At 60.5% G+C, this 24,282-nt stretch carries 22 protein-coding genes; 15 read left to right on the forward strand and 7 right to left on the reverse strand.

The window, feature by feature from the left end:
* The first annotated feature begins 63 nt into the window (after nucleotides 1–63).
* The 5 genes from AB4N44_RS27630 to AB4N44_RS27650 all read left to right on the forward strand — a co-directional run bounded on the left by AB4N44_RS27630 (nucleotide 64) and on the right by AB4N44_RS27650 (nucleotide 5,491).
* Nucleotides 64–1,611, forward strand: coding sequence for a TROVE domain-containing protein (locus tag AB4N44_RS27630; protein WP_150774028.1), 1,548 nt, complete (start codon nucleotides 64–66; stop codon nucleotides 1,609–1,611).
* 336 nt (nucleotides 1,612–1,947) lie between these two features.
* Nucleotides 1,948–3,174 carry an RtcB family protein gene (locus AB4N44_RS27635; protein ID WP_460111246.1) on the forward strand — a complete coding sequence of 409 codons (1,227 nt, stop codon included), beginning with the start codon at nucleotides 1,948–1,950 and terminating at the stop codon, nucleotides 3,172–3,174.
* A 13-nt stretch (nucleotides 3,175–3,187) separates the two neighbouring features.
* Nucleotides 3,188–3,976 carry a nucleotidyltransferase domain-containing protein gene (locus tag AB4N44_RS27640; protein WP_127926625.1) on the forward strand — a complete coding sequence of 263 codons (789 nt, stop codon included), beginning with the start codon at nucleotides 3,188–3,190 and terminating at the stop codon, nucleotides 3,974–3,976.
* A gap of 8 nt (nucleotides 3,977–3,984) precedes the next feature.
* Nucleotides 3,985–5,010 (forward strand): RNA 3'-terminal phosphate cyclase, encoded by a 1,026-nt coding sequence (rtcA, locus tag AB4N44_RS27645; RefSeq protein WP_460111244.1) that lies wholly within the window; start codon nucleotides 3,985–3,987, stop codon nucleotides 5,008–5,010.
* Nucleotides 5,011–5,161: 151 nt separating this feature from the next.
* A complete protein-coding gene (locus AB4N44_RS27650; protein ID WP_016987808.1) occupies nucleotides 5,162–5,491 on the forward strand; it encodes a hypothetical protein in 330 nt (109 codons plus the stop codon).
* Between the two features lie 57 nt (nucleotides 5,492–5,548).
* On the opposite strand, the gene AB4N44_RS27655 is transcribed toward AB4N44_RS27650, so the two are convergent.
* Nucleotides 5,549–5,962 (reverse strand): VOC family protein, encoded by a 414-nt coding sequence (locus AB4N44_RS27655; RefSeq protein WP_150752119.1) that lies wholly within the window; start codon nucleotides 5,960–5,962, stop codon nucleotides 5,549–5,551.
* A gap of 223 nt (nucleotides 5,963–6,185) precedes the next feature.
* Between AB4N44_RS27655 and AB4N44_RS27660 the strand changes: the two genes are divergently transcribed.
* On the forward strand, nucleotides 6,186–7,997 hold the full coding sequence (locus AB4N44_RS27660) for an ABC transporter ATP-binding protein (protein ID WP_460111240.1): 1,812 nt from the start codon (nucleotides 6,186–6,188) through the stop codon (nucleotides 7,995–7,997).
* Here the strand turns inward: AB4N44_RS27660 and AB4N44_RS27665 are convergent.
* The 3 genes from AB4N44_RS27665 to AB4N44_RS27675 all read right to left on the reverse strand — a co-directional run bounded on the left by AB4N44_RS27665 (nucleotide 7,994) and on the right by AB4N44_RS27675 (nucleotide 11,310).
* Nucleotides 7,994–8,938: an alpha/beta hydrolase gene (locus tag AB4N44_RS27665; protein ID WP_460111238.1), complete on the reverse strand. Its 945-nt coding sequence runs from the start codon at nucleotides 8,936–8,938 to the stop codon at nucleotides 7,994–7,996. The two genes, AB4N44_RS27660 and AB4N44_RS27665, sit on opposite strands and share 4 nt — an antisense overlap.
* Nucleotides 8,939–9,050: 112 nt before the next feature.
* The gene (locus AB4N44_RS27670) at nucleotides 9,051–10,049 is read right to left on the reverse strand and encodes an NAD(P)H-quinone oxidoreductase (protein WP_460111235.1); all 999 of its coding nucleotides are present in this window, start codon (nucleotides 10,047–10,049) and stop codon (nucleotides 9,051–9,053) included.
* A 61-nt stretch (nucleotides 10,050–10,110) separates the two neighbouring features.
* Nucleotides 10,111–11,310, reverse strand: coding sequence for a YbfB/YjiJ family MFS transporter (locus AB4N44_RS27675; RefSeq protein WP_460111232.1), 1,200 nt, complete (start codon nucleotides 11,308–11,310; stop codon nucleotides 10,111–10,113).
* A gap of 111 nt (nucleotides 11,311–11,421) precedes the next feature.
* Here AB4N44_RS27675 and AB4N44_RS27680 point away from each other — a divergent pair, with 111 nt between their 5' ends.
* Nucleotides 11,422–12,297, forward strand: a complete 876-nt coding sequence (locus AB4N44_RS27680) for a LysR family transcriptional regulator (RefSeq protein WP_460111230.1) — start codon at nucleotides 11,422–11,424, stop codon at nucleotides 12,295–12,297.
* A 179-nt stretch (nucleotides 12,298–12,476) separates the two neighbouring features.
* Entirely contained in the window at nucleotides 12,477–13,016 is a 540-nt protein-coding gene (locus AB4N44_RS27685) for a hypothetical protein (protein ID WP_224794560.1), read from the forward strand.
* A gap of 48 nt (nucleotides 13,017–13,064) precedes the next feature.
* On the opposite strand, the gene AB4N44_RS27690 is transcribed toward AB4N44_RS27685, so the two are convergent.
* Nucleotides 13,065–13,787 carry a pirin family protein gene (locus AB4N44_RS27690; RefSeq protein WP_127926633.1) on the reverse strand — a complete coding sequence of 241 codons (723 nt, stop codon included), beginning with the start codon at nucleotides 13,785–13,787 and terminating at the stop codon, nucleotides 13,065–13,067.
* Nucleotides 13,788–14,001: 214 nt separating this feature from the next.
* Here AB4N44_RS27690 and AB4N44_RS27695 point away from each other — a divergent pair, with 214 nt between their 5' ends.
* Entirely contained in the window at nucleotides 14,002–14,955 is a 954-nt protein-coding gene (locus AB4N44_RS27695; RefSeq protein ID WP_127926634.1) for a GlxA family transcriptional regulator, read from the forward strand.
* Nucleotides 14,956–15,045: 90 nt separating this feature from the next.
* Complete coding sequence (locus AB4N44_RS27700; protein WP_460111227.1) at nucleotides 15,046–16,503, forward strand: ATP-binding protein; 1,458 nt, start codon at nucleotides 15,046–15,048, stop codon at nucleotides 16,501–16,503.
* Here the strand turns inward: AB4N44_RS27700 and AB4N44_RS27705 are convergent.
* The gene (locus AB4N44_RS27705) at nucleotides 16,480–19,368 is read right to left on the reverse strand and encodes an ATP-binding protein (protein WP_460111224.1); all 2,889 of its coding nucleotides are present in this window, start codon (nucleotides 19,366–19,368) and stop codon (nucleotides 16,480–16,482) included. The two genes, AB4N44_RS27700 and AB4N44_RS27705, sit on opposite strands and share 24 nt — an antisense overlap.
* Nucleotides 19,369–19,459: 91 nt before the next feature.
* A complete protein-coding gene (locus AB4N44_RS27710; protein ID WP_460111221.1) occupies nucleotides 19,460–19,924 on the reverse strand; it encodes a helix-turn-helix domain-containing protein in 465 nt (154 codons plus the stop codon).
* 248 nt (nucleotides 19,925–20,172) lie between these two features.
* On the opposite strand from AB4N44_RS27710, the gene AB4N44_RS27715 reads away from it, so the two are divergent.
* The 5 genes from AB4N44_RS27715 to AB4N44_RS27735 all read left to right on the forward strand — a co-directional run bounded on the left by AB4N44_RS27715 (nucleotide 20,173) and on the right by AB4N44_RS27735 (nucleotide 24,258).
* The gene (locus tag AB4N44_RS27715; RefSeq protein WP_460111218.1) at nucleotides 20,173–21,156 is read left to right on the forward strand and encodes an MBL fold metallo-hydrolase; all 984 of its coding nucleotides are present in this window, start codon (nucleotides 20,173–20,175) and stop codon (nucleotides 21,154–21,156) included.
* 54 nt (nucleotides 21,157–21,210) lie between these two features.
* On the forward strand, nucleotides 21,211–22,134 hold the full coding sequence (locus AB4N44_RS27720; protein WP_455805030.1) for a LysR family transcriptional regulator: 924 nt from the start codon (nucleotides 21,211–21,213) through the stop codon (nucleotides 22,132–22,134).
* Between the two features lie 522 nt (nucleotides 22,135–22,656).
* Entirely contained in the window at nucleotides 22,657–23,016 is a 360-nt protein-coding gene (locus tag AB4N44_RS27725; protein ID WP_127926639.1) for a DUF6124 family protein, read from the forward strand.
* 209 nt (nucleotides 23,017–23,225) lie between these two features.
* The gene (locus tag AB4N44_RS27730) at nucleotides 23,226–23,639 is read left to right on the forward strand and encodes a DoxX family protein (protein WP_460111215.1); all 414 of its coding nucleotides are present in this window, start codon (nucleotides 23,226–23,228) and stop codon (nucleotides 23,637–23,639) included.
* On the forward strand, nucleotides 23,632–24,258 hold the full coding sequence (locus tag AB4N44_RS27735; protein ID WP_460111212.1) for an antibiotic biosynthesis monooxygenase: 627 nt from the start codon (nucleotides 23,632–23,634) through the stop codon (nucleotides 24,256–24,258). The genes AB4N44_RS27730 and AB4N44_RS27735 overlap by 8 nt, the downstream gene beginning before the upstream one ends.
* Nucleotides 24,259–24,282: the final 24 nt, after the last annotated feature.

Genomic DNA, 24,282 nt, shown 5'->3' on the forward strand with positions numbered 1-24,282 from the left:
AAAGCTGGCACAGCCGCTGCAATACCTGTCGCAACGAACAGGACAACACAGCGAGACGCCAAGATGGCCAACTCAAATCTCTTCAACAAGCAATCGAATCACTTGCCGGCCTGCGACACCTTGAATGCTTCCGGTGCCAGCGCTTATGCCTACAGCCCGAAGCACCAACTGGCGCAATTGGCAGTCACCGGTTGCCTGAACCAGACCTTCTACGCCTCCGCAGAAAGTCAGTTGGACCAAGTGTTGAAGCTGGTGGCCGAACTCGACAGTCGCTTCGTGGCGAAAGCCGCGATCTACGCTCGCAAGAAAGGCCACATGAAAGACATGCCGGCATTGTTGCTGGCGGCATTGACCGCGCAGCGTTCAAGTCTGGTGCCAGAGGTTTTCGAGCAAGTCATCGACAGCGGCAAGATGCTGCGCAATTTTGTACAGATCCTCCGTAGCGGTGCCACCGGGCGTAAATCCCTTGGCTCGCAACCCAAGCGTCTGGTGCAGAACTGGCTGAACAGCGCGACCGAGCGGCAACTGCTGCAAGCGTCGATCGGCAATCAACCGTCGTTGGCGGACGTGGTGAAGATGGTTCACCCCAAACCTGCCGAAGCGTGGCGCGAAGCGTTTTTCGCCTGGTTGATTGGCAAACCGGTGGAGGCAAAGGCCTTGCCGGAGCTGACCCGCGATTTGCTGGCGTTTCGCAGCGGCGCGAGTGATGAAGTGCCGGCGGTACCGTTTCAGTTGCTCGGCAACGAAACACTGAGCAAGGAGCAATGGGCCACTCAAGCCCGCAACATGGGCTGGCAGGGATTGCGCATCAACCTCAACAGCCTGGCGCGCCACGGCGCGTTTGAAGTACCGGGTTGCATCGAATATGTTGCGGCGCGGTTGGCTGATCCACAGGAAGTGGCGAAGGCGCGGGTGTATCCGTACCAGTTGTTGTCGGCTTATCGGATGATGGGCGAAAACACCCCGGCAGCGATCCGCGACGCCTTGCAGGAGGCGCTGGAGTTGTCGCTGGCCAACGTGCCCACGCTTAAGGGCGCGGTGGTGGTTTGCCCGGATGTGTCGGGTTCGATGGGCAGCCCGGTGACCGGTTATCGCCCTGGTGCGACCTCGCAGGTGCGCTGCATCGATGTGGCGGCGTTGGTCGCTGCAGCGGTATTGCGCAAGCAGCCGGCTGCCCGTGTGATGCCATTCGAGATCAACGTGGTAGGTATCCAGCTCAACCCGCGTGACAGTGTGATCAGCAATGCCGAGAAGCTCGCCGGCATTTTTGGCGGCGGCACCAACTGCTCGGCACCGCTGAAGAGGTTGGCGGACAGCGAGGCCAGGGTCGATACGTTGATCATGGTCTCGGACAACGAATCGTGGATCGATTCGCAGCGTCGCGGCGCCAGCGAGACGATGCGGCAATGGGAGCGGATCAAGAAGCTCAACCCACAGGCCCGGCTGGTGTGCATCGACATCCAGCCAGGTCCTGCAACACAGGCGGCGGATCGCGATGACATCTTGAATGTCGGCGGTTTCAGCGATGCGGTGTTCGACGTGATCGAGCAGTTCACCAGCGGCCAATACAGTGCGCAGCACTGGGTCGAGGCGATCGAAAGCGCGTCATGAATTGATTGATCACCGGCGCTGAATGCCGATGGGACTACATCCAAAACGTCTCATCAAGCCCTTGTCAGCGCCAGTGACGGCACGAATGCCTGATGGCTGTACATCTTAGGCCGGTTAAGTCCGGAGCGCGGCAACGCGCAACAGTCATCAACTTTTGTCGTGCCACCTTTTTTGCAGTTATTGGCAGCGAATGCGACAGGTACTCCATCGGAAAGCGGGTTCGACTCCCGCCTCGGCAACGGGGGCTCAACTGGCAGAGCCACAGTGCCTGTGTTTTTGTCGCTGCGACTTACAGAACAACGCCGAATCATCGGCCAATGAATAAAGAATGAAGACATGAAAGAACACACTTACCAACTGCTCGAAGTCGCCAACGGCAAACCGATCAAACTCTGGACCGAAGGCGTCCCAGTGGAAAACGAGGCCCGCGAGCAGTTGATGAATACCGCGAAAATGCCGTTCATCTTCAAGCATCTGGCGGTCATGCCGGACGTGCACCTGGGCAAGGGCTCGACCATCGGCAGCGTGATCCCGACGCTAGGCGCGATCATTCCGGCTGCGGTCGGCGTCGACATCGGTTGCGGCATGATCGCCGCGCGCACGTCGCTGACCGCCGCTGATTTGCCGGACAACCTGCTGGGTCTGCGCAACGCCATCGAGCAAGCGGTGCCGCATGGCCGCAGTTCAAACCGTTCGCGACGCGACAAGGGCGCCTGGGATGAAATCCCGCAGCAAGCCGATCAGGCCTGGGCGGGGTTGCAGCCACGGTTCAAATTGATTACCGACAAGTACCCGAAACTGGCCAACACCAACAACCGTGGGCACCTCGGTACGCTCGGCAGCGGCAACCACTTCATCGAAGTGTGCCTGGATGAAGCCAACCGGGTCTGGTTCATGTTGCACAGTGGCTCGCGCGGTGTCGGCAACGCCATCGGCAACCTGTTCATCCAGATGGCTCAGGCGGATATGCGTCAGCACATCGCCAACCTGCCGGACCGTGACCTGGCCTACTTCGAAGAAGGCAGCCAGCACTTTGATGATTATGTGGAGGCGGTGGGTTGGGCGCAGGACTTCGCCAGGCAAAACCGTGAGCTGATGATGCGCGCAGTGATTCAGGCGACACGGCAGATTATTCGCAAGCCGTTTGAAGTGGCGCTGGAAGCGGTCAACTGCCATCACAACTATGTGCAGAAAGAGCGGCATTTTGGTGAAGAGGTGCTGGTCACCCGCAAAGGTGCGGTGTCGGCGAAGAAGGGCGAGTTTGGGATCATTCCGGGCTCGATGGGCGCCAAGAGCTTCATCGTTCGCGGTCTGGGCAACGAAGAGTCGTTCAGCTCCTGCAGCCACGGCGCCGGCCGCACGATGAGCCGCACCAAGGCCAAGAACACTTTTACCGTCGAGGATCAGATTCGCGCCACTGCCCATGTGGAGTGCCGCAAGGACGAAGCGGTGATCGACGAAATTCCGATGGCCTACAAGGACATCGACAAAGTCATGCACGCCCAGCGTGAGCTGGTGGAAGTGCTGCACACCTTGCGTCAGGTGGTGTGCGTCAAAGGATAAAGGAAAGCAGGTCATGGAATTGCAAGAGCGCCATCCGCTGTGCGCCACGATGCGTGCGCGGGTACTGGAAGAGCTGACGCGCATAGAGCGTGAACGCAATGTCACGGTGTTATACGCCTGTGAGTCAGGCAGTCGGGCCTGGGGTTTTGCCTCGACCGACAGCGATTACGACGTGCGGTTTGTCTATGTGGAGAAGCCCGAGTGGTTCGTCCAGGTCGATGCGCCGCGTGATGTGATCGAACGTCCGCTGGACGATGAACTCGACGTCAGTGGCTGGGAACTGCGCAAGACCCTCGGGTTGTTGCGCAAATCCAATCCGACCTTGCTGGAGTGGCTCGACTCGCCGCTGGTTTATCGCAGTGAAACCGCGCAGGTGGCACAACTGCGCGAACTCGCCGAAGCGTTCTACAGCCCGCCCGCCGCGCGCAATCACTATCTGTCGATGGCGAAGAAGAACTTTCGCGGTTACCTGCAAGGTGAAACCGTACGGTTCAAGAAGTACTTCTACGTGCTGCGGCCGCTGCTGGCGGTGCGCTGGATCGACCAGGGCCGCGGCCGGCCGCCGATGACGTTCGCCGACCTGCTGACCACCGTCGACGACCGCGCGCTGCTCGCGGAAGTCGACGAATTGCTGGCCCTTAAACGCAATGCCGACGAGAGCGCCTACGGGCCGCGTCGTCCGGCGTTGCACGGGTTCATCGCCGCCGAGCTTGAGCGCGAAGTGCCCACATTACTCAGAACTTCGGAAGACTCGCGACGCCTGGATCGGTACCTCAGGGAAACCGTCAGGTTGTACGCGTAAGGAACGCAATGAAACAGGAAGTGATAGAACTGGACGGTGCCATCGGTGGCGGCCAAGTGTTGCGCAGTGCCTTGAGCCTGTCGATGGTGACAGGCCGGGCGTTTCGCATTAAACAGATTCGTGCCAAACGCAGCCGTCCGGGACTGCTGAGGCAACATTTGACGGCGGTCATGGCGGCGGCTGAGGTCTGCGGCGCGACGGTTTCCGGTGCGCAGTTGGGCTCGCAAGCGTTGAGCTTTGAGCCCGGCGCGATTCGCTCTGGCGATTACCAGTTCGCCATCGGCACGGCCGGCAGTTGCACGCTGGTGTTGCAGACCTTGTTGCCAGCGCTGTTGCGGGCACCAGAGGCGAGTCGGGTGCGCATCTCGGGTGGCACGCATAACCCGCTGGCGCCGCCGACCGATTTCCTCACGCGCAGTTGGCTGCCGCTGTTGCGGCGTATGGGCGCGAACGTCGAGCTGGACTTGTTGCGACATGGATTTGTCCCGGCAGGCGGTGGCGAGATTGAAGTGAACGTGCAACCGTCGAGCCTGACGCGGCTGGACCTGTGTGAACGCGGCGAGGCCATTTCGCAACAGGCGTCGGCGCTGACCGCTGGGCTGGCACCGATGGTGGCCGAACGTGAGTTGAGCCAGGTGGCCAAGCGTTTGAGTCTGCCGCCTGCGGCGCTGCAACATGTCACGCTTGATCCGGCGCGGGGGCCGGGCAATGTGTTGTTGCTGGAGTACGCATTCGAGCACGTCACCGAGGTATTCAGCGCGTTTGGCCAAGTGTCGTTACGGGCAGAAAAAGTAGCCGACGCCGCGATCAATCAGGCCGCCGACTGGTTGCGCAGTGGTGCTGCGGTGGCCGAGCACCTTGCCGATCAGTTGCTGTTGCCCATGGCGCTGGCCGGTGGCGGCTCGTTCACCACGCCGCGCATGACCGAGCATCTGCACAGCAATATCGCGGTGATCGAGGTGTTTTTGCCGGTTCGCATCGACTGTCGGGAGGAGGGCGCGGATCATTTGCGCGTTGAGGTCAGCGCCAACTGATCGTCGGGCCAGGGGCGGTGGGATTTCATCAGAAAATCCCACCGCCATTTTTTACGTCCGTAAAAAACTCGCGAAAGGCGGCAAATTGCTGGCCCCCGGATTTTTGCTTCCCCGGCAAAATCGCCTTTTTTCAAAAGGTTAGGTTGGCTCTATGCGGACGATTGTCATCACCGTTGCAACGCTTTCCCTGGCTGTTTTCGCGGTGGGAGTGCAGGCAAAAGAACTGAGCAAAAGCCATCGCTTTGCCTGCACCTGGGGCTCGGACATTGCTGCCGGTGCCCAGCAATCGAAGTTGTCGGGCGTCTCGCTGTACGGCGCACGCAAACAATTGCAGGTGCGCCGATTCCAGCAACCGTGGATGCGCATGACCGCGATGGGGATTACCGAGCAAACCTACAACAGCACGTCGAAGCTCAAGCCGGCGGCGGTCAAGCAGACCTATTACGAACAATGCGTGCGCCACGAACTGGCCCAGCGATAACGCAGAAAGCCCAACCTGTTCAGGTTGGGCTTTTTCATGCCTGACGAAATGCCAGGGTCACTTTTCACTTTCGCAATTGACCATCCACGAAACGCCAAAACGATCCACCAGCATGCCGAAGCGCACCGCCCAGAACGTCGCTTCTAACGGCATGTCGACGCGCCCGTCCTTGGCCAAGGCGTTAAACACTCGATCGGCTTCAGCAATGCTGTCGACATTCAGCGAAATCGAGCAGCCGCTCATGCCCTGAGTCGGGCGGTCGGGAGTGGTGTCCGAGGCCATGATCATCTGGTCTCCGACCTTCAGACAGGTATGGATGATCAGAGAGTGATGCTCTTTGGGCACATGCTCGGCGGCGGGTGTCTCTCCGAACGTCATCATCGCCTCAAGCTTCCCTTGCAAGGCTTGCTCGTAAAAGGTGAACGCCTCACGGCAGTCACCATTGAAGATCAGGTACGGGTCGATTCTCATGTCTCTGCTCCCGGCAGTCAGGCGCGGAGCGTGGCGGGGGTTCGCCGGGTTCCGCGTAGGGCGGTTAAAACATAGCAGAGCGTTGGACGCCGGAAAGGCCTGAGTCTTCCAGATGTTTTTGTTCTGAAAAACGCGTCGACAATAACGCGCTCGTCGTTTGAAGTTCAGTCGTAGCGCTGGAGTACCATAACGCACCGCCATCACCAGCAGAGTCCAATGCCCCATGCCTGATCTATCGCGTTTCACCTCTTTGTTCGATCAGGCGCAGCGAGCCTTGCGCCTGGTTTGGGGGACATCGCGTGGCTTGTTTCTGGGGCTGGTGCTGGCAACGCTGGTGGCCGGCTTGCTGCCGGCACTGGCGGCATGGTTGGGGCAGCGGATTGTCGATGCCGTGGTGGCGGCGATGCAGTTACACGCACAACAGGGCAGTGCGCCGCTGTGGCCGGTGTTGCGTTATGTGTTGTTGGAGGCCGGGGTGTTGGCGCTGTTGTCCGGCACACAACGAGCACTGTCGGTGCAGCAGTCGCTGCTGCGGGTGCAACTGGGGCAGAAGGTCAATACGCTGATCCTGGAAAAAGCGCAGACCCTGTCACTGGTGCAGTTCGAGAACTCCGAGTTCTACGACAAACTGGTGCGTGTGCGTCGCGAGGCGTCGACCCGGCCACTAGCGCTGGTCATGAAGTCGTTGGGACTGATTCAGAACCTGATCATGCTGATCAGTTTTGGTGTGCTGCTGGTGCATTTCTCCCCTTGGGCGCTGGTGCTGCTGGTGGTCGGTGCGTTGCCGGTGTTCTTTGCCGAGGCGCATTTTTCCGGTGACGCCTTTCGGTTGTTCACCCGCCGCGCGCCGGAGAGTCGGCAGCAGAATTACATCGAAACCTTGCTGTCCCACGAAACTTATATCAAAGAGGTCAAGCTGTTCGGCTTTGCACCGTTGCTGCTGCAACGCTACCGCGACACGTTCGCCAGGCTGTATGTCGAAGACCGGCGCCTGACACTGCGGCGCGACGGCTGGGGTTTCGGCCTCGGCCTGCTCGGTACTGCGGCGTTCTACGTGGCCTATGCCTGGGTGGTGATCGATGCCGTGCATGGCCAGATCAGCCTCGGTCAGATGACCATGTATCTGGTGCTGTTCAAACAAGGCCAAAGCGCCGTGAGCAGCAGCCTGAGTGCGATCAGCGGCCTGTACGAAGACGGCCTCTATCTGACCAGTCTTTATGAATACCTGGCCGAACCGGTGCAGTTGGATACCGGCCACCTGACTGTTGGAGTGTGCCCGGGCGATGGTTTGCGCTTCGAAAATGTCGGCTTCCGTTATCCCGGTGCCAGTCGGCCAGCGCTGGAAAACATTGACCTGCAACTGGTGCCAGGCAAGAGCATGGCGCTGGTCGGCGAGAACGGTTCAGGCAAGACCACACTGATCAAGTTACTGACCCGGCTCTACCGCCCTGATCAAGGGCGCATCCTGCTCGATGGCAGTGATTTGCAGGATTGGCAGGAGACCGCGTTACGTCGACGAATTGGCGTGATTTTTCAGGATTACATCCGCTACCAGTTCAGCGTCGGAGAGAATATTGGCGTCGGCGATACCTTGGCGTTCAACGACGCGCAACGGTGGAAAGAGGCTGCTGCCCAAGGCATGGCGGCCCCTTTCATCGAAGGGCTCGACAAGGGCTATGCCACGCAACTGGGACGCTGGTTTGCCGGTGGACAGGAATTGTCTGGCGGGCAGTGGCAGAAGATTGCCTTGTCCCGCGCTTACATGCGCCGTGAGGCCGACATTCTGATCCTCGATGAGCCGACTTCCGCCCTTGATCCGGCGGCCGAAGCGGCGGTGTTCGAGCATTTCAGCCAGCACAGCGAAGGTCGCATGACGTTGCTGATTTCCCATCGATTTTCCAGCGTGCGCAATGCCGACCACATCATCGTCCTGCAACAAGGCCGGATTCTGGAGCAGGGTGGCCACGATCAACTGATCGCCGCGGCCGGGCATTACGCGCAACTGTTCGATTTGCAGGCTCGCGGCTACCGTTAAGTGTCCCGTCCGCTGCGCACAGTCGCAGGCCCGGCAACCCGAGGGACGGGTGGGCTTTGCATCAAGTTGTCGAGCGCCTTGCGATAATTCTGCCCGCCGAGCGCCATGCTGTTGTTGTGCGTCGCGCCCGGCACCAGCAACAGGCGCTTGGGTTGTTGCGCGGCGTTGAACAGTTGTTCGCTGAAACGCGGTGGCACGAAAGCATCAGCCAGGCCGTGCACCACCAGCAGTGGCATATGAATATCGGCGATCTTGTCGATCGAATCGAATTTTTGCGACAGCAGCCAGCGTACCGGCAGGGAAGTGTTGGCCACGGAGGCGGCAACATCCGCCAGCGTGGTGAAAGTGGACTCGATCACCAGCCCGCGCACAGGAAGCGCGGAATGATCGCGGGCGGCGGTCTGCCCGAGTTCTGCGGCCAGATCGATCGCCACGGCGCCACCGAGGGAATGTCCGTAGATCAGGCGTTTGGACGGATCCGGTTGCAGCAGTTTGAAGCGCCCCCACGCCACCCGCGCATCTTCGTAAACGCTGCTTTCCGATGGCAGATCACCGTGACTCTTGCCGAATCCGCGATAGTCGATGGCCAGCACTGAATAACCCGCCGCGCGCAGTTGCTCGATGCGGAACAGCTGCCCGGTGAGGTTCCAGCGCACGCCATGCAGATAGAGAATGGCCGGCGCGTTGGCCTTTTCCGCCGGCCACCACCAGGCATGAATGTTCTGCCCGGCCTTGAAGCTCTTCGGTTGCAGGTCGAGTTCCTGCACGCTGCCGGGCAGGCCGCGATACCAACCGGCAGTGCCCGGTTCGATGCGAAACAGCAGTTTGCGTTCGGTGTGTTCGAGTACGGCACAACTGGTCGGCACGCCGATAATCAGCGCGGCCATGCAGGCAAACGCCAAACGGCGGCGGCGCAGACGCGTCATGAAGGACAGGAACATTAAACGTTTCACCCGAGCGCAGACAAAGAACGCTTTTTACCAGATGACTTGGTCTGCGCGTGAATTTTTCGACCACCGTCCCGGCGCAACGATTACAAAATGCTGCAACGACTCACACCACCCGTAGCACGATCTTGCCGATATGGTCGCCGGCCTCCATGTGCGCGTGAGCTTGAGCCGCGTCGTTGAGTGAATAAACCTTGTCGATCATCGGCAGGCAGCGCCCGGCAGCCAGTGCTGGCCAGACGTGCTCGCGCAGTTGAGCGGCGATCTCGGCTTTTTCGGCAGCGGTGCGGGCGCGCAAGAGAGATCCGGTGATGGCCGCACGTTTGGCCATCATTGCCAGCAGATCAAAGTCGTTGGCCCGCGCGCCGCCGAGGAAGCCGAGCATGACCAGACGGCCATCCATCGCCAAAGCGCTGACGTTAGCGTTGAGGTACGAACCGCCCATGATGTCGAGAATTACATTAACGCCATGACCTGCTGTTTTCTCGGCGATCACCTCAGCGAAGTCCTCATCGCGATAATTGATCGCTTGACCACCCAGTTCGCGAATCGCTGCGCATTTGTCCGGGCTGCCGGCGGTGGCAAACGCTTCTATGCCGAATTCTCGGCACAGCATCAGTGCGGTAGTTCCGATGCCGCTGGTGCCACCATGAATCAATGCGCGTTGACCACGGCTGGCGCCGCCGAGACCGAACAGGTTGGCCCACACGGTGAAGAAGGTTTCCGGGATCGCGGCTGCCTGCACCCAGTCCACGCCATCAGGAATCGGCAGGGTCTGGCCGGCCGGGACTGCACAGTATTCGGCATAACCGCCGCCATTGGTCAGCGCGCAGACTTTGTCGCCCACGGCGAACTGGCTGACACCTGCCCCGAGTGCCACGACTTCACCGGCGACCTCCAGCCCGGGAATCGGGTTCATGCCGGGTTTCATCGGGTATTTGCCGGCACGCTGCAAGGCGTCCGGCCGGTTGATTCCGGCGGCGTGTACGCGGATCAATACCTCGCCTTCTGCGACGGCTGGAAGCGGCACGCGTTTGGGTTGCAAGACGTCGGGGCCACCGGGTTCGATGATTTCGATTCGGGTCATTTCGTTGGGCAGGGACATATCGATTCCTGTTGGCATAAGTTCTGTAGATGGGAGCGTACTGCGCGCGCAATGATTCCCTTCAATTTGCACAGCAGCGCTGCTCAATACGGGCAGGCAGCCATTTCATGGCCTGCTCCAGCAGCAACGCCACGACGATCGCGACAGCGGCAATGATGAACAACAATGCGTGGTGACCGCCGCTGGCATTGAACAGCGCTGAATAGGCAAATCCGGCCAACGCCTGAAACGTGGCGAACGAAACCGTGGCACGGCTCCAGGCGATTTGCTGGCGATGGTGCTCCGGCACCAGTTCATGCACCCGCGCCAGGGCCAGCGGCACGATGCCAGGCGGAAATGAACCGAGAATCACCGCCAGCAACGCCAACGCCAGAAACGAATGGGAGATCGCCAGCAGTCCGAGGGCAAGCGCCTGCACCACCAGCACCAGACGAATGCCGGACCTTGCGCCAAGCTGATCGGCGAGAAAGCCATAACTCACCGGGCCGACAATCGCGCCCAAGCCATACATCACCCAGATCAACGCACCGATATGCGCACCGGCACCGAGTCCACGCGCCACGTAATCCACCAGAAATACCATCGCCGGTACCAGGCCGGCAGCCATAAAGGCGTATTGGGCGAACAGCAAGTACACCCCGCGCGGTGTCGGTTCTGCGGACACCGCTTCTTGTGTAACGACCGGGTGGAGGAAATCAGACGGCCAGCCAAACCAGCTCAGCGCGGTCAGCAACAGGGCCAAAGCCCCGAGGCCCAGCCACGTCGCCTGCAAACCCAGGCTCAACAGCGGCGGCACAAGCGTCCCGGAGCCGGCAATGCCGAGACCGATGCCGAGGAAGATCGCGCCACTGGCCAGCCCTTTACGCGCCGCCGGAACATGCGGCAGGACCGTCGCGGCGACCAGCACCATGATCGCGCCGCCGGCGATCCCCGACAGCAGCCGCCAGCCGAAGAACCAGCTCACCGACAAGGGAAACGCACAGGCAAAAAATGCGGCGGTGACGATCAGCATCATCAACCGCAAGGCATTTTTATTGCCGAGCTGGCGCGCTGTCGGCCGACCGAGCAGCGCGCCGATCAGGTAACCCACCAGATTGGCCGCACCGAGGTAAACCACATCATTGGCGCTAAACCACTGCGCTTCAATCAGCGATGGAATCAACGGCGTGTAAGCGAAACGCGCCAGACCGATGCTGACCAGGCTGGCGCACAGGCCAGCAAAGATCGGCAACCAGATACCGGTGGGACTTGGAGTGCGCATGTCAGCAATCTCGTGGAAGGTTTATGGCGCTCAGCATATCGGCTATCGTTGCTGCGTTAATGCAGCGATTAAGCGGCACGCTGATGCGTATTTGCATCGCCTGGAGACAGCATGAATTGGGATGACGCACGGGTATTTCTCGCCGTTTGCCGCGAGTCGACACTGCGCGGGGCCGCACGGATTCTGGGGGTGGATCAGGCGACCGTCGGGCGGCGGATCGCGGCGCTGGAAAAGTCACTGGGCGCGACGTTGTTTTTGCGCACCTCCGACGGCTACGCCTTGACCGCCGTCGGCGAAGCGGCGCTCAGAAGCGTGGAGAAGATGGAGCATTCGGCACTGGAACTGGAACGGCAGATTCAAGGCCTGGACGATCGCCTGACCGGCACGGTACGCGTCAGTACCACCGATTCGCTGGCCATCGATTTTCTGATTCCGGCGATTGCCCGTTTGCACGAGCAGCACCCGGACGTGTGCGTGCAGCTGGATGCGTCCACACAGATTCTTAGCCTGGCCAAGCGCGAGGCGGATATCGCCGTGCGCAACACCCGGCCGGACAATCCGGACCTGATCGCTCGGCGAATTGCCCGATGGCCAGTGGGGCTGTTCGCTTCTCAAGCCTATATAGACGCCAATGGCGTGCCGCAGCCGGGCACGGCATTTGAAGGGCATGATCTGGTGGTTTATCAACCGTATCTGCAAGGCAAAAAGGACCTGACGTTGGTATCGGAGCCAATGAGTCGCGGTCGTATCGTTGCCAGCCTCAGTTCCAGTTTGCTCGTTCGTCGTTCGATTGCAGCAGGGTTGGGTGTAGGAGAAATCCCTGTGTACATGGGCGAGCGCGATGGCCTGATCAGGCTTTGGCCGGAGCGCACCACGCCATTGCCCTATGAGGTATGGCTGGTAACCCACGCGGACCTGCGCCATACCGCGCGGGTGAGGGCGGTGATCGAGAAGATTGTCGATGTGTTCGCGTCGGAGAATGACTAGACAGGAGCTGTTTTGACAGGGCTACAACCTCTGATGAAACGGCCTACACCAGAGGCAGAATCTCCCGGCTTGTCAGCATTCTGGATGCGGCCTATCGTTTCATCAGCTCGGTGAGGGGCGCACGCTCGCACTGATGTCAATACCAGGGACGGTATCGGTTTAACCAGGAAGGTGTCGAGTTGAAAGCCAGTGAAGCGAGTCAGTACCCATACAGTGAACCATTGAACGAAATCCGGAATACACAAACCATGAGCACGATAAGCCGCGAAGAGTTCGATGCCAGGATCGAGACCATTGAGACGAGAATGGATGCTCGGATGGAAGGTGTATCGATGAGAATCGATGCGTTTCTGGCGGCTCAGGCAGAGCGGGACAAGGCCAACGGCCGGATTCAGTCAGAGATGGACAGGGCTCAAGCCGAGCGGGACAGGGCTCAAGCAGAGCGAGACAAACGTTTCGAACTGATGTCGTCTGCCATCCAGACCATTGCAGAAGAGTCGAAAGAAGCGATCAAACAAGCGAGTACCACGAAAGCCAACGTCTGGGCAGCGACTGCCGTTCAATTGGTAGGGCTCGTTGCGATCGTCGTCGGTGCCTGTTATGCCAATCAAGCCAACATGTATGCAGCGATCCAGACCACGTTGGCGGCGATTCAGGCGGGCAAGGAGTTCACCGTCCCAATGCCCCCGACGCTGCCATGGCTCAACCCGCCACAATAAAAACGGCCTTCATCGGAAGGCCGTTTTTGTGGGCATAGAAACTCCACATCATGGCATCTGCGGCAACTCCTGCGGCCGCAAGTCGAACACCAACACCTCGGCATCGACACCGTTGCTCAAGGTCAGCAGCTGTTCCTCGCGAACCCGCACGCCGTCGCCTTCACGCAGTTGCTGGCCATTGAGTTCGACACTGCCGCGCGCTACATGCACATAGGCATAGCGGTTGGCCGCCAGTTCCAGCGTGGCGCTTTCCTTGCCGTCGAACAGCCCGGCGAAGACCCGTGCATCCTGGCGCACTTTCAGTGAACCGTCGTGGCCGTCCGGCGAAATGATCAATTGCAGACGACCGCGTTTTTTCCCGGCGCTGAAATGTTCCTGTTGATAGCGCGGTTTGGCGCCGCTGACTTCTGGCACGATCCAGATCTGCAGGAAGTGCACCGGTTTGGTCGCCGAATGATTGAACTCGCTGTGCGCCACACCGCTGCCGGCGCTCATCAGTTGCACGTCACCCGGGCGGATAACCGAGCCGGTGCCCAACGTGTCCTTGTGTTCCAGCGCACCTTCCAGCACATAGGAAAAGATCTCCATGTCGCGATGCGGGTGCTGGCCGAAACCTTTACCGGCAGCAACGCGGTCGTCGTTGATCACCAGCAGGTCGGAAAAACCCTGTTCGCGAGGGTCGCGATAGCTGGCGAAGGAAAAAGTGTGAAAGGACTTCAACCAGCCATGATTGGCGAGGCCACGATCGGAGGCTTTGCGAAGGGTCAGCATGATGAAATCTCCTTGCGGGACGTGAATTCGTCCGAGTGAGGAGAAGGTTACTGGTTACTGTTCAGTGCAATAAGTAGATGGAAATTGAAAGACTGTCCTGATCAGGTTGACAGTTGTGCGACGCGCTTCGCATAAACTTTTGCGCCCCGAATGTCGTACTTGTCCATAATGTCTGGCCTGTCTCATGTCTCCTTGATTTAAGTGATGTCTTCCCATGAAAACCGTGGCAATGGTGCTGTTTCCCGACTTTCTCCTGCTCGACATGGCCGGGCCATTGGAGGTTTTTTCGGTTGCCAACCGCTACCTGAAAGCCGAAGCGCATTATCAATTGATCACGCTTGGCACTGAACGTGGCCCGCTGCGGGCATCCAATGGCGTGTTGGTACATGCTGATCGGGCCATTGATGATGCCGATACAGAGCGTTATGACTTGCTGCTGGTGCCGGGAGGCCCCGGTGCCTACAACCAGCAGTTTCCGGCGCTGTTCGCCTGGCTCAAGGGCGCTGTTCAGCGCGTCGATCATTACGGTTCGATCTGCACCGGCGCCTTTGTACTGGGCCATGCCGGATTGCTGGACGGTTATCGGGTGACCACCCACTGGAACTACACCGAACGGCTGATCAAGGGCTTTCCGAGAGCCCATGTCACCACGGATCAGATCTATGTCGAAGATCGCAATCTGATCACCTCGGGCGGTGTCACGGCCGGGATCGATATGGCGCTCGCCGTCATCGCCCGCGATCACGGCAAAAAACTTGCCCAGGATGTGGCCAAAGTCCTGCTGGTGGTGATGAAGCGGCAGGGCGGGCAGGCGCAGTTCAGTCCGCTGATGGCTGCCGTGGCGCCGCAGGAAACCCCGATCACCCGCGCGCAAAGCTACGTGCTGGAGCATCTCGACGAAGCGTTCACGGTCGAGCGCATGGCCGCCATCGCCAACATGAGTGCGCGGCACTTTGCACGGGTGTTCGCCCGTGACATCAGCATGACGCCGATGGAGTTTCTGCAAAGTGCGCGCATCGACTGCGCGCGCAATCTGCTGGAAACCAGCGATCTGCCGCTTAAAACCGTGGCTTACAAAAGTGGCTTCGGCAGTGTGCGGCACATGCGTTCGCTGTTCGCTGAAAAGCTCGGCCTGACCCCTGCGCAATACCGCGAACAGTTCAGCTAGAGCGCTTGTGTCCGTCTGGCGCACCCGGATGTCCGTGCTGCGCCTCGTGTAGCGGTTGTCGCGTCATCTGAGGCTGCCAAGATAGTTGGCATGGATAGCCTCAACGATTTGAACACGGCGTCGGTGCTGCATTTCGGCCCTTACGCCTTCCACCTGCGGCAACGGCTGATACTCGATGGAGATCGGCCCTTGCGCATGGGCGGTCGCGCGCTGGACATTCTGCAAGTGCTGGTCGAGCGTGCCGGTCGAGTGGTCAGAAAGGAGCAATTGATCGCTCTGGTATGGCCAACCTCGGTGGTCGAGGAGATCAACCTGCGCGTGCACATCGCTGCGCTCCGGCGGGCCTTGGGTGACGGCGAAAATGGTCAGCGTTACATCGTTAACGTGCCGCAATGCGGTTACAGTTTTATCGCCCCGGTGCGTTGCGACTGCGCCGCGCAAGTGGCCTTCGAGGGCTTGCAGACACCCCAGCATAATTTGCCGGCTCGACTGACCTCGGTCACCGGTCGTGACTCGCTGGTTGGCGGGTTGGTGCGACAAATGCCGCTGTGTCGGCTGATGACCATCACCGGAGCGCCGGGCGTAGGCAAGTCCACCGTGGCGCTACGGGTCGCGGAACTGCTTTTGCAGTACTACAGAGACGGTGTGTGGCAAGTAGATCTGAGCTTGATCGACGACGACACGCCGCTGCTCGACCATGTGCTGCGCACCCTGGAGAGTGATTTGACCGGGCTGTCGACCCGCCATGCGTTGCTGCTGCTGGATAACTGTGACCAGCGCCGCGACGCTTGCAGAGCAGCGGTTGAAACGTTGCTCGAAGCCGCGCCTCGTCTGTCGATACTCGCCACCAGTCGTGAGGCCTTGCAGGTCAGTCTGGAAACCCTGCAGCGTGTGCCACCGCTGGCCATCCCGAAACGCTCGGCGACCGATTGCATCACTGAAGCCATGGGCCATTCTGCGGTGCAGTTGTTCGTCAGTCGTGCCCGGGCGCGACAGCATGATTTCAGCCTGCGTGAGCAGGACGTCAAAGTCGTGGTCGAGATCTGTCGGCAACTCGACGGTTTACCGCTGGCAATTGAACTGGCCGCGGCGCAGATCGATGCACTGGCGTTGCTAGGCTTGCAGGCGCAAATGGCCCACGGCCTGCAAGTGCTCAGCCATGGCCGGCGCACTGCTGTGCCCCGGCATCAATCGATGCAAGCGGCATTCGACTGGAGCTATCAGCGCTTGAGTGAGCAGGAACAACGCGTGCTGCGGCGTTTATCGGTGTTCAAACTGACATTTACGCTGGAGGCTGCGTTGGCGGTGATCAGTTGCCCGCAACTGGCGGTGTCGGAGCTTGCCGCGATCATCGAAGGCCTGGCGCAGAAGTCTTGGCTGTCACTGGAACGCGGCGCCAGTGCGGGCCGGTACCGGATGCTCAATACCACCCGATGCTATGCCCGCAAGCAACTTGAGCGCAGCGGTGAGGGAATTGATCTTCAACGCCGGCATGCCCGTTACATCAAGCGGATGCGTCTGGCCTCAGGCGTGCACGCCCTCGCGTAATTCGTCGATCAGCAAGCGCACCTTGCGCAGGTCCGGGGTCGCGTAGCCTTCGGTGAAGCGTTGATAGATCGGAGTGAGCAAATCCAGCGCCTCGCGACAGCGCGACTGGCGCTGCCAGAGTTGCGCCAGTGACGTGGCGCTGCGCAGTTCCCAGGCGAGCGCGCCTTGGGTGCGAGCGATGGCCAGGGATTGTTGCAGGAGTGCTTCGGCCTCCTTGAGGGCCTCTTCGCGAGCAGGCTCGCTCCCACATGGCGTCTGAGTACACCCAAAATCCCTGTGGGAGCGAGCCTGCTCGCGAAGGGGCCCGTCCAGACAACCCGGATCGTCACTCAATAACGCATCTGCCCGAGCCCGCAGAATCTCCGCCGTGCTCCACCCGGCATCACCACTCAACGCCCGCTCAAACAGCGCGTCATCCATAAAGCGGCCATCCAGCGTCACCATGATTTCCCTGATCAGCCCGCTGCTGTCCGTCGGCACCGGTGCCTTGGCTTGCGCGTCAATCACCTGCGCGTAGTGCCGCGCCCACGTGTTGAACAGCAGCACCGAATGTTTCTGCGACTGCTCGAACAGCAACTGCAACAGCGCCCGGGCGTTCTGCTGATCGCCGTTGTAATGAGCGATCAGGCAACTCGCCAGCGCGAGGGTGTAGCAAATCGAGGTGCCATGGTCGATCTGAACGGCGATGTCGAGGGCCTGCCGCGCCGTGCGCCAGGCTTGTTCCGGCAGACCTTGCATCCATAAAACCCGTGCCAGCACCGTCAGCGACGCGACGCTCTGGTCGTACTGCACGCCAAAACCGTGAGTGAAACGATTGACATGGCCGCTGTGCGCCATGCGCTGGAGGACCTGTTCGGCGTGAATGCGCGCCTGCAACTGGTCGCCGGCATAGTGCAGGGCCAATACGCGCAAGCGGTGGGTACTCAGTGACAACAGCGGGTCGCCGTGCAGGCCGAGGCGGTCGAACTGTTCACTCTGGGCCAGCGCCATGCGGTAGTGCCCGCAACTGAGGTTGACTGCCATGTGCCCGGACACCGCGCGCAACTGCCCGGCAACGTCGTCGTGCTCATTGGCCAACTGGCGAGCTTCGGTGAAAGCTTCGATGGTTTCCGCCGTGCCACCCCAGGTGTGATAGCAGGCACTGCCAAGGGCCAGTTTGAGGGCGACTTTCAGGCGCGGGCAGGGTTCGCCGAGTTCATCAAACAGGCTCAGCGCCCGGCGCACATAGGCGCCGTACTCCTTGAGCAGCGACAACTCCTGCCACAAGGGTGCCGACGCCGCCGTCAGCCGAATCCCCAAACCACCAGGGCCGACACCGTTAAGGCTCCAATCCAGCGCTGCGCGCAAATCTTCCAGCCCTCGGGCGTAGCGATCGATCCATAACAATGTCGGCGTGCTTTCCCAATCGTTCTGCGCCTGCTGCATCAACGCCAGACAGCGTTCGGCATGCCGTTCGCGGGTTTCTTCGCATTCGGCAGCGTGATCGAGTTTTTCCAGCGCGTAACGCCGGGTGGTGTCGAGCAAGCGGTAGAACACGTCCTCGTCACCGACCTCGACGGCGAGCATGGACTTGGCCACCAGTTGCGTGATCGACACAAACACCACGCCGGGGTCGATCTGTTGGCCGACGATAACGGCCGCCGCGGATTCCAGGGTGAACCCCCCGCGAAACACGCCCAAACGGCGCAGGCAGGTTTGCTCGCAAGGGGCGAGCAGATTGAAACTCCAGTCCAGCGTGGCGCGCAGAGTGAGGTGGCGCTCCAGACTGGTTTGATTGCCCGCTGCCAGCGGCGGCAAACGGCCCTGCAATTGGCTCAGCAGACCGTCCAGTCCGAGTTCGGCGACCTGCGCGGCCGCCAGTTCCAATGCCAGTGGAATGCCGTCGAGCCGATGGCAGATCTCGATTGCCTGCGGCAACTGGGTATCGCTCAGTTCGAAGCTTTCGTGCGCGGCCGTCGCTCGTTCGACGAACAATTGCAGCGCCGAAAAATTCAACGTTCGCTCACGATCCAGCGTCGTTGTCATCGGCGGGTATTCGAGGGAGTCCAGACGCTGCACGTATTCGCCTTCAGCCCGCAGACTTTCGCGGCTGGTGGCGAGGATATGCACGTGCGGCGCCCCGCGCAGAATGCTTTCACTGAGCGCCGCAACGGCATCAATCAAATGCTCGCAGTTGTCGAGCAGCAATAGCATCTGTCGCTGTTGCAGGCCCTTGACCAGCGCTGTCTGCGGGTCGCCTTCGAGAAGTGCCAGATCAAGCAGGGCGGCCAGGTGTGAGCAAATCAGCCGGGGATCGTTGAGCGGTGCCAGGTCCACCAGCCGAATACCGTCGCGGTAATGCCCGATCAACTGCTCGGCCACGCGCAGGGCCACAGTGGTCTTGCCGATTCCGCCGGAGCCGACCAGGGTGATGCAGCGTTGACGCGGCAACTGCCTCATCAAATTGTCGACCAGCGGCTGACGGCCAATCATCCGCGTGCGCCGCAAGGGCAAGTTGTGCCGACCATCAGCATCGCCCACAGGACGCTCCTCCATGGATTGCAGTAAAACCGGTGCGACAAAACTGTAGCCGCGTTGCGCCACGGTGATGATGTAACGCTGGCCGGCCTGACCGTCCCCGAGCGCCTTGCGCAGCGCTGCCATGTGCACACGCAGGTTGATGTCTTCAACGACACTGTCAGGCCAGACCCCGGCCATCAATTGCTGCTTGCTCACCACTTCGCCGGCGTGGGCCAGCAGAATCAGGAGAATGTCCATCGCCCGTCGGCCCAGGCGTAACGGCTGCTCGCCTTCGAGCACCCGCCGTTGTCCGGGATGAATCCGATAGGGGCCAAAACCGAGGGCCTGATTCGGCGAAAGACTCAACAGCTCACTCCTGCGGTGCTGCGGCGGACAGGGCGGATTAGCGGCGGGCGCGTGCACAGGCCTTCTAATCCGGGGTGTCCCGGCATAATCCTCAGGTTTGAGCGTCAGTGCAACGGGGGCCGCGATCAAAACACGGCGGGCTGTGAACGGTGAGTCTGGGTTCACGCATGATCTGGCAGCGCCAGGCAAACGGATTGATGCCTTCGCTGCGGGTGAACATATGGCAAAAATGCGCCTGATCGCAGAATCCGCATTCGAGGCTGATTTGCGTCAGGCTCAGGTCGGTGTGCTGGATCAACAGCTTGGCCCGCGCGATGCGCTGGGTGCGAATCCAGTCCTGCGGCGACAATCCGGTGCTGCATTTGAAGGCGCGGGAAAAGTGGCTGCGTGACAGTGAACAGGCGCGGGCCAGCTCGGTCACTTCCAGGCTTTCGCCCAGACGTTCTAGGATCAGTTGTTTGACCTGTCGTTCGCGCTGCGGACTGAGCCCGCCGATCCCGGTCTTGCGTGGTTCGTTGGCAGGGGCGAGGGCGACGCTGTGCTGTAAATGAGCCATGGCCAAAGTCCGTGTCGATGGGGAATGCACGGTCGGCGCATCCCCTCAGGTCAAAAAAACAACGTTGCGCAGAGGGCTTCATTGTTGGGCGAGGGCGGGGGGCTGACGAGTTAATCGTTGTTAATTCCAGCGCATTGACCTGAACTCAGCACATCCCTGCAAGTCTGCGGCCCGCTGTTTGCGGCACGATGACTGCAAGCGTGGCGAACCGATGGGGCGTCGCAATCGGCAGGTCCAGGGGAAATCAAATGAAAGGCATCTTTAAAGCAGCGGCGGCGCTGACGTTCGCGCTGGCAACGTCCAGCGCCATGGCGCAGGCACCACAGCAGGGCACTCAGGCGCCGGGATATTTCCGCCTGGCCTTGGGGGATTACGAGGTCACCGCGTTGTTCGATGGTTACAACGACCTGTCACCGAAGCTGTTGCAGGGCATGAGTCAGGGCCAGATTCGTGCGCTGCTGGCACGCCGTTCGATTGAAACCCCGGGTGTCCAGACGGCGTTCAATGCGTTTCTGGTCAATACCGGCAAGCAACTGATTCTGGTCGATAGCGGCGCCGGGCAATGCATTGGCGCCACCGCCGGACAGCTTCTGGCGAATATGCGGGCGGCCGGCTACCAGCCAGAGCAGGTCGATACGATCTTGCTGACGCACCTGCACCTCGATCATGTCTGTGGTCTGGTCGATGCACAGAAACAAGCGTTGTTCACGAATGCCACGGTGTACGCGGCCAAGGCTGAAGCGGATTACTGGCTCGATCCGGCCGCGCTGGCCAAAGCTCCGGCCGGCGCCAAAGAGTTTTTCAAGATCGCCCAAGACTCCACGGCGGCCTACGTCGCCGCCGGTCGCTTCAAGACGTTCGCCGCTGGCCAGTCGCCGTTGCCGGGAATAGTCGAAGCGACACTCGAAGCCGGCCATACGCCGGGCAGCACCACCTACCGTTTCACCTCGCAGAACCAGAGCATCGTTTTCATGGGGGATCTGGTGCATAACCTGGCTGTGCAGTTTGAACATCCGGAAGTGTCAATCGGCTTTGATGTCAACAGTGCGCAAGCGATCAACGCGCGTCAGGCAGTCTTCAGTGCGGCGGTGGCCAGCAAGACGTGGGTGACGGCGGCGCACCTGCCGTTTCCGGGCATCGGTCACATCCCCGCGCAAGGCAAACACTTTCAGTGGGTGCCCGTGGAATACGGTCCGTACAAGCGCGCGGCCAAGGTGCCGTTAATCGAGTAAAGTGCGCAGCGCCCACCCGCAAAAACAGCTGACACCGAAAAGGAAAACATGCCCATGAACCGTAACGATCTGCGTCGCGTCGACATGAACCTGCTGGTGATTTTCGAAGCGCTGATGTTCGAAAAGAACCTGACCCGCGTCGCCGAAAAACTGTTCATGGGGCAACCGGCCGTCAGCGCGGCGTTGGGGCGTTTGCGCGATCTGTTCGATGATCCGCTGTTGTTGCGCAACGGGCGTGGCATGGAGCCGACCGCGCGGGCGCTGGCGATTCTCAAGGAGTTGCAGCCGGCGATGGACGTCATCTCTGGTGCGGTGAGCCGGGCCAAGGAGTTCGAACCGGCGAGCAGTTGCGATGTGTTTCGCATCGGCCTGTCGGATGACGCCGAATTCGGCCTGTTTCCACCGCTGCTGCGCCAGCTTCAGCAAGAGGCGCCGGGGATTGTCGTGGTGGTGCGGCGCGCCAATTATCTGCTGATGCCGGCGCTGTTGGCATCGGGGGAAATCTCCGTCGGCGTCAGTTACACCACTGAATTGCCGGCCAACGCCAAGCGCAAAAAACTGCGCGACATTCCCTGCAAGGTTCTGCGCGGTGACGACCGTCCGGGGCCGCTGACGCTGGATGAATACTGCGAGCGCCCGCATGCGATGGTGTCGTTTTCGGGTGACCTGAGCGGCAATATCGACATGGACCTGGCCAAGGTCGGCCGTACGCGCCGCGTGGTGTTGGGCGTGCCGCAGTTCAGCGGTTTGCGCGCGTTGCTCGCCGGCACAGAGATGATTGCCACCGTGCCGGATTACGCAGCCTGCGCGCTGGTTGAAGGGTGTGCGTTGCGCGCCGAAGATCCACCGTTTCCGATCGATGCGGCGCAATTGTCGATGGCGTGGAGCGGGGTGCATGACAACGATCCGGCGGAGAAATGGCTGCGCGCGCGGATCAGCCAGTTCATGGCGGCGCCGCTGGATATTCCAGTGATTTGAATCCCTGACAAAATTCCAGCAAGCACGCAAAACCCCTGTGGGAGCGAGCCTGCTCGCGAAAGCGGTGTGTCATTCAAAGAGCATTTATCAACTGACCCGACGCCTTCGCGAGCAGGCTCGCTCCCACATTGGCTCGGTGCGATCCATAGATTTTCGGTGGTTTAAACACCGCCGTTTAAGCAACACCCTCAGACACTCTTTCAGGCTACGCAACCTTGCGCCTTTGCCTACAGCTACGCCAGAATCCGCCGGCTTGTGCGCTTGTGGTCAGGTCTCTATCGTTTGGTGGTCGCTGAATAGTTCAGCGATCGGGTTTAGCGACCCGAATTGGATACAGGCGCACAGTGCACCCTACGTCTTTGCAGATTGTCTTTTTGCAATTGATGTTATGGCGGCTGCGCGCGGGAGGCCTTCGGGTCTGCCGGGTTCCTGTTCCTCCCGGTTCGCTAACCTGCGTGCAGCTGCCACCATTATTTGTTTAGCGACAAGTCATGGTGGTTAACCCAGGGCAGGAGATTCACCATGTTCAAAGTCACCCCCAACCCGCCAGACATCGACCCCACATCCCCCTACGAATCCATCGATTCCCGAAAACTCCACGAAGCCGCCGACCGCGCCCTCGACCACTACCTCCTGCCACCCGGCTCCACGCCACCTCCACGCAGAACCCGTGGCATGTATGCCGTAACCGCCGACACCAAAAACGAAGAACTGCTGACCGATGCCAGCGAAACACTCGCCTCGGCCAAAACCATCGCCCAGGACGTCGCCCACCTGTTGCCCGCACCGCAGCGCCGGGCGTTGTTGGGGATTGCGCAGTTGATCATGCTCGGTGAGCTGGCGGTGAACCGGGTGCTGGATAACCTGGAGTTGCCAGGCTAACCCTGACCACTGATCGTTCCCACGCTCTGCGTGGGAACGCCTCAACGGACGCTCCGCGTTCGGCTCTGGAAGGGACGCGGAGCGTCCCGGGCTGCATTCCCACGCAGAGCGTGGGAACGATCAATGCCGTAGAACTGAGCACACCCATCCAATTTCCTCCCGACCATCATTGGCATGATTCCAGCCAATGACATTTCAAGGGTCGGGTCATGAATGCCTCAACAGATGAACTGGCACGCGACATCGGTTTGCTGTTCCTGCGGGTCAGCGGCGGATTGTTTCTGCTGTGGGTCCACGGCTTGCCCAAGCTGCTCGACTTCACCGCGCAACTGCAATTGATTGAAGACCCGTTCCACCTCGGTTCTCACCTCACCTTGATCCTGGCGATCTTCGCCGAAGTCCTCTGTCCGCTACTGATCGTCGCCGGGTTACTGGCGCGATTGGCCTGCGTGCCTATTCTCTTTGTGCTGCTGGTGGCGTTGCTGGTCGTGCATCCGCAATGGAGTGTGGCCGAGGGGCAGTTCGGCTGGTTGCTGCTGATCCTGTTTACCACTGTGTTGATCGCCGGGCCGGGACGGCTGGCGATTTCTGTTCGTTTGCCCGGAGTGTTGCGTTATGCCTGAAGTCCTCAATCCACAAGCACCGGGGGCCGATGAGACGGTCACGCTGATCATCAAACACCGGGTCAAGGCCGGTTTCGAGTCGGCATATGAAGCCTGGCTGCGCAATATCGTCCGTGTAGCGGGGCAGCGCGAGGGCCATCTGGGCGTTGATGTGGTACGCGGCAAGCGCGGCCGACTCGACTTCTACACCTGCGTGCTGCGCTTCAGCAGCACCGAAGCGATGCAAGGCTGGCTGGAGTCGCCGCAGCGACAGGCACTGGTCGCCGAAGCGGCGCCGATGCTGGCTGACGGCGATCAGACTGAAGTCGCGCCGATCAACGAATTCTGGTTTACCCCACTGGCCGATGCCGCTTCGCCGCCGCCGCGCTGGAAGCAAGCAGTGGTCACGCTGCTGGTGATTCTGCCGCACACCTTGCTCGTGCCGTTGATCTGGGGGCCGTTGCTGGCGTTGCATCCGCTTCTTTCCAACTACGTGGTCGCCACGTTCCTGATCACCCTGACCATCGTTCTGTCGGTGGTGTACGTGGTGATGCCGCCGGTCACCCGTTTGTTTACGCCGTGGCTCGAAGCCAACCAGGCCCATGAACACCTCGATTCCCAAGAAACCTCGCCACGCTGAGCGCGCGGGGTTTGCTCCTTTTCA

Source organism: Pseudomonas sp. S3_C06 (genome assembly GCF_054667675.1).

What these genes read in the sequence shown, in the direction of transcription:
- AB4N44_RS27630 (WP_150774028.1), top strand. Translation starts at nt 64, where the DNA reads ATGGCCAACTCAAATCTCTTCAACAAGCAATCGAATCACTTGCCGGCC.
- AB4N44_RS27635 (WP_460111246.1), top strand. Translation starts at nt 1,948, where the DNA reads ATGAAAGAACACACTTACCAACTGCTCGAAGTCGCCAACGGCAAACCG.
- AB4N44_RS27640 (WP_127926625.1), top strand. Translation starts at nt 3,188, where the DNA reads ATGGAATTGCAAGAGCGCCATCCGCTGTGCGCCACGATGCGTGCGCGG.
- rtcA (WP_460111244.1), top strand. Translation starts at nt 3,985, where the DNA reads ATGAAACAGGAAGTGATAGAACTGGACGGTGCCATCGGTGGCGGCCAA.
- AB4N44_RS27650 (WP_016987808.1), top strand. Translation starts at nt 5,162, where the DNA reads ATGCGGACGATTGTCATCACCGTTGCAACGCTTTCCCTGGCTGTTTTC.
- AB4N44_RS27655 (WP_150752119.1), bottom strand. Translation starts at nt 5,962, where the DNA reads ATGAGAATCGACCCGTACCTGATCTTCAATGGTGACTGCCGTGAGGCG.
- AB4N44_RS27660 (WP_460111240.1), top strand. Translation starts at nt 6,186, where the DNA reads ATGCCTGATCTATCGCGTTTCACCTCTTTGTTCGATCAGGCGCAGCGA.
- AB4N44_RS27665 (WP_460111238.1), bottom strand. Translation starts at nt 8,938, where the DNA reads ATGTTCCTGTCCTTCATGACGCGTCTGCGCCGCCGCCGTTTGGCGTTT.
- AB4N44_RS27670 (WP_460111235.1), bottom strand. Translation starts at nt 10,049, where the DNA reads ATGTCCCTGCCCAACGAAATGACCCGAATCGAAATCATCGAACCCGGT.
- AB4N44_RS27675 (WP_460111232.1), bottom strand. Translation starts at nt 11,310, where the DNA reads ATGCGCACTCCAAGTCCCACCGGTATCTGGTTGCCGATCTTTGCTGGC.
- AB4N44_RS27680 (WP_460111230.1), top strand. Translation starts at nt 11,422, where the DNA reads ATGAATTGGGATGACGCACGGGTATTTCTCGCCGTTTGCCGCGAGTCG.
- AB4N44_RS27690 (WP_127926633.1), bottom strand. Translation starts at nt 13,787, where the DNA reads ATGCTGACCCTTCGCAAAGCCTCCGATCGTGGCCTCGCCAATCATGGC.
- AB4N44_RS27695 (WP_127926634.1), top strand. Translation starts at nt 14,002, where the DNA reads ATGAAAACCGTGGCAATGGTGCTGTTTCCCGACTTTCTCCTGCTCGAC.
- AB4N44_RS27700 (WP_460111227.1), top strand. Translation starts at nt 15,046, where the DNA reads ATGGATAGCCTCAACGATTTGAACACGGCGTCGGTGCTGCATTTCGGC.
- AB4N44_RS27710 (WP_460111221.1), bottom strand. Translation starts at nt 19,924, where the DNA reads ATGGCTCATTTACAGCACAGCGTCGCCCTCGCCCCTGCCAACGAACCA.
- AB4N44_RS27715 (WP_460111218.1), top strand. Translation starts at nt 20,173, where the DNA reads ATGAAAGGCATCTTTAAAGCAGCGGCGGCGCTGACGTTCGCGCTGGCA.
- AB4N44_RS27720 (WP_455805030.1), top strand. Translation starts at nt 21,211, where the DNA reads ATGAACCGTAACGATCTGCGTCGCGTCGACATGAACCTGCTGGTGATT.
- AB4N44_RS27725 (WP_127926639.1), top strand. Translation starts at nt 22,657, where the DNA reads ATGTTCAAAGTCACCCCCAACCCGCCAGACATCGACCCCACATCCCCC.
- AB4N44_RS27730 (WP_460111215.1), top strand. Translation starts at nt 23,226, where the DNA reads ATGAATGCCTCAACAGATGAACTGGCACGCGACATCGGTTTGCTGTTC.
- AB4N44_RS27735 (WP_460111212.1), top strand. Translation starts at nt 23,632, where the DNA reads ATGCCTGAAGTCCTCAATCCACAAGCACCGGGGGCCGATGAGACGGTC.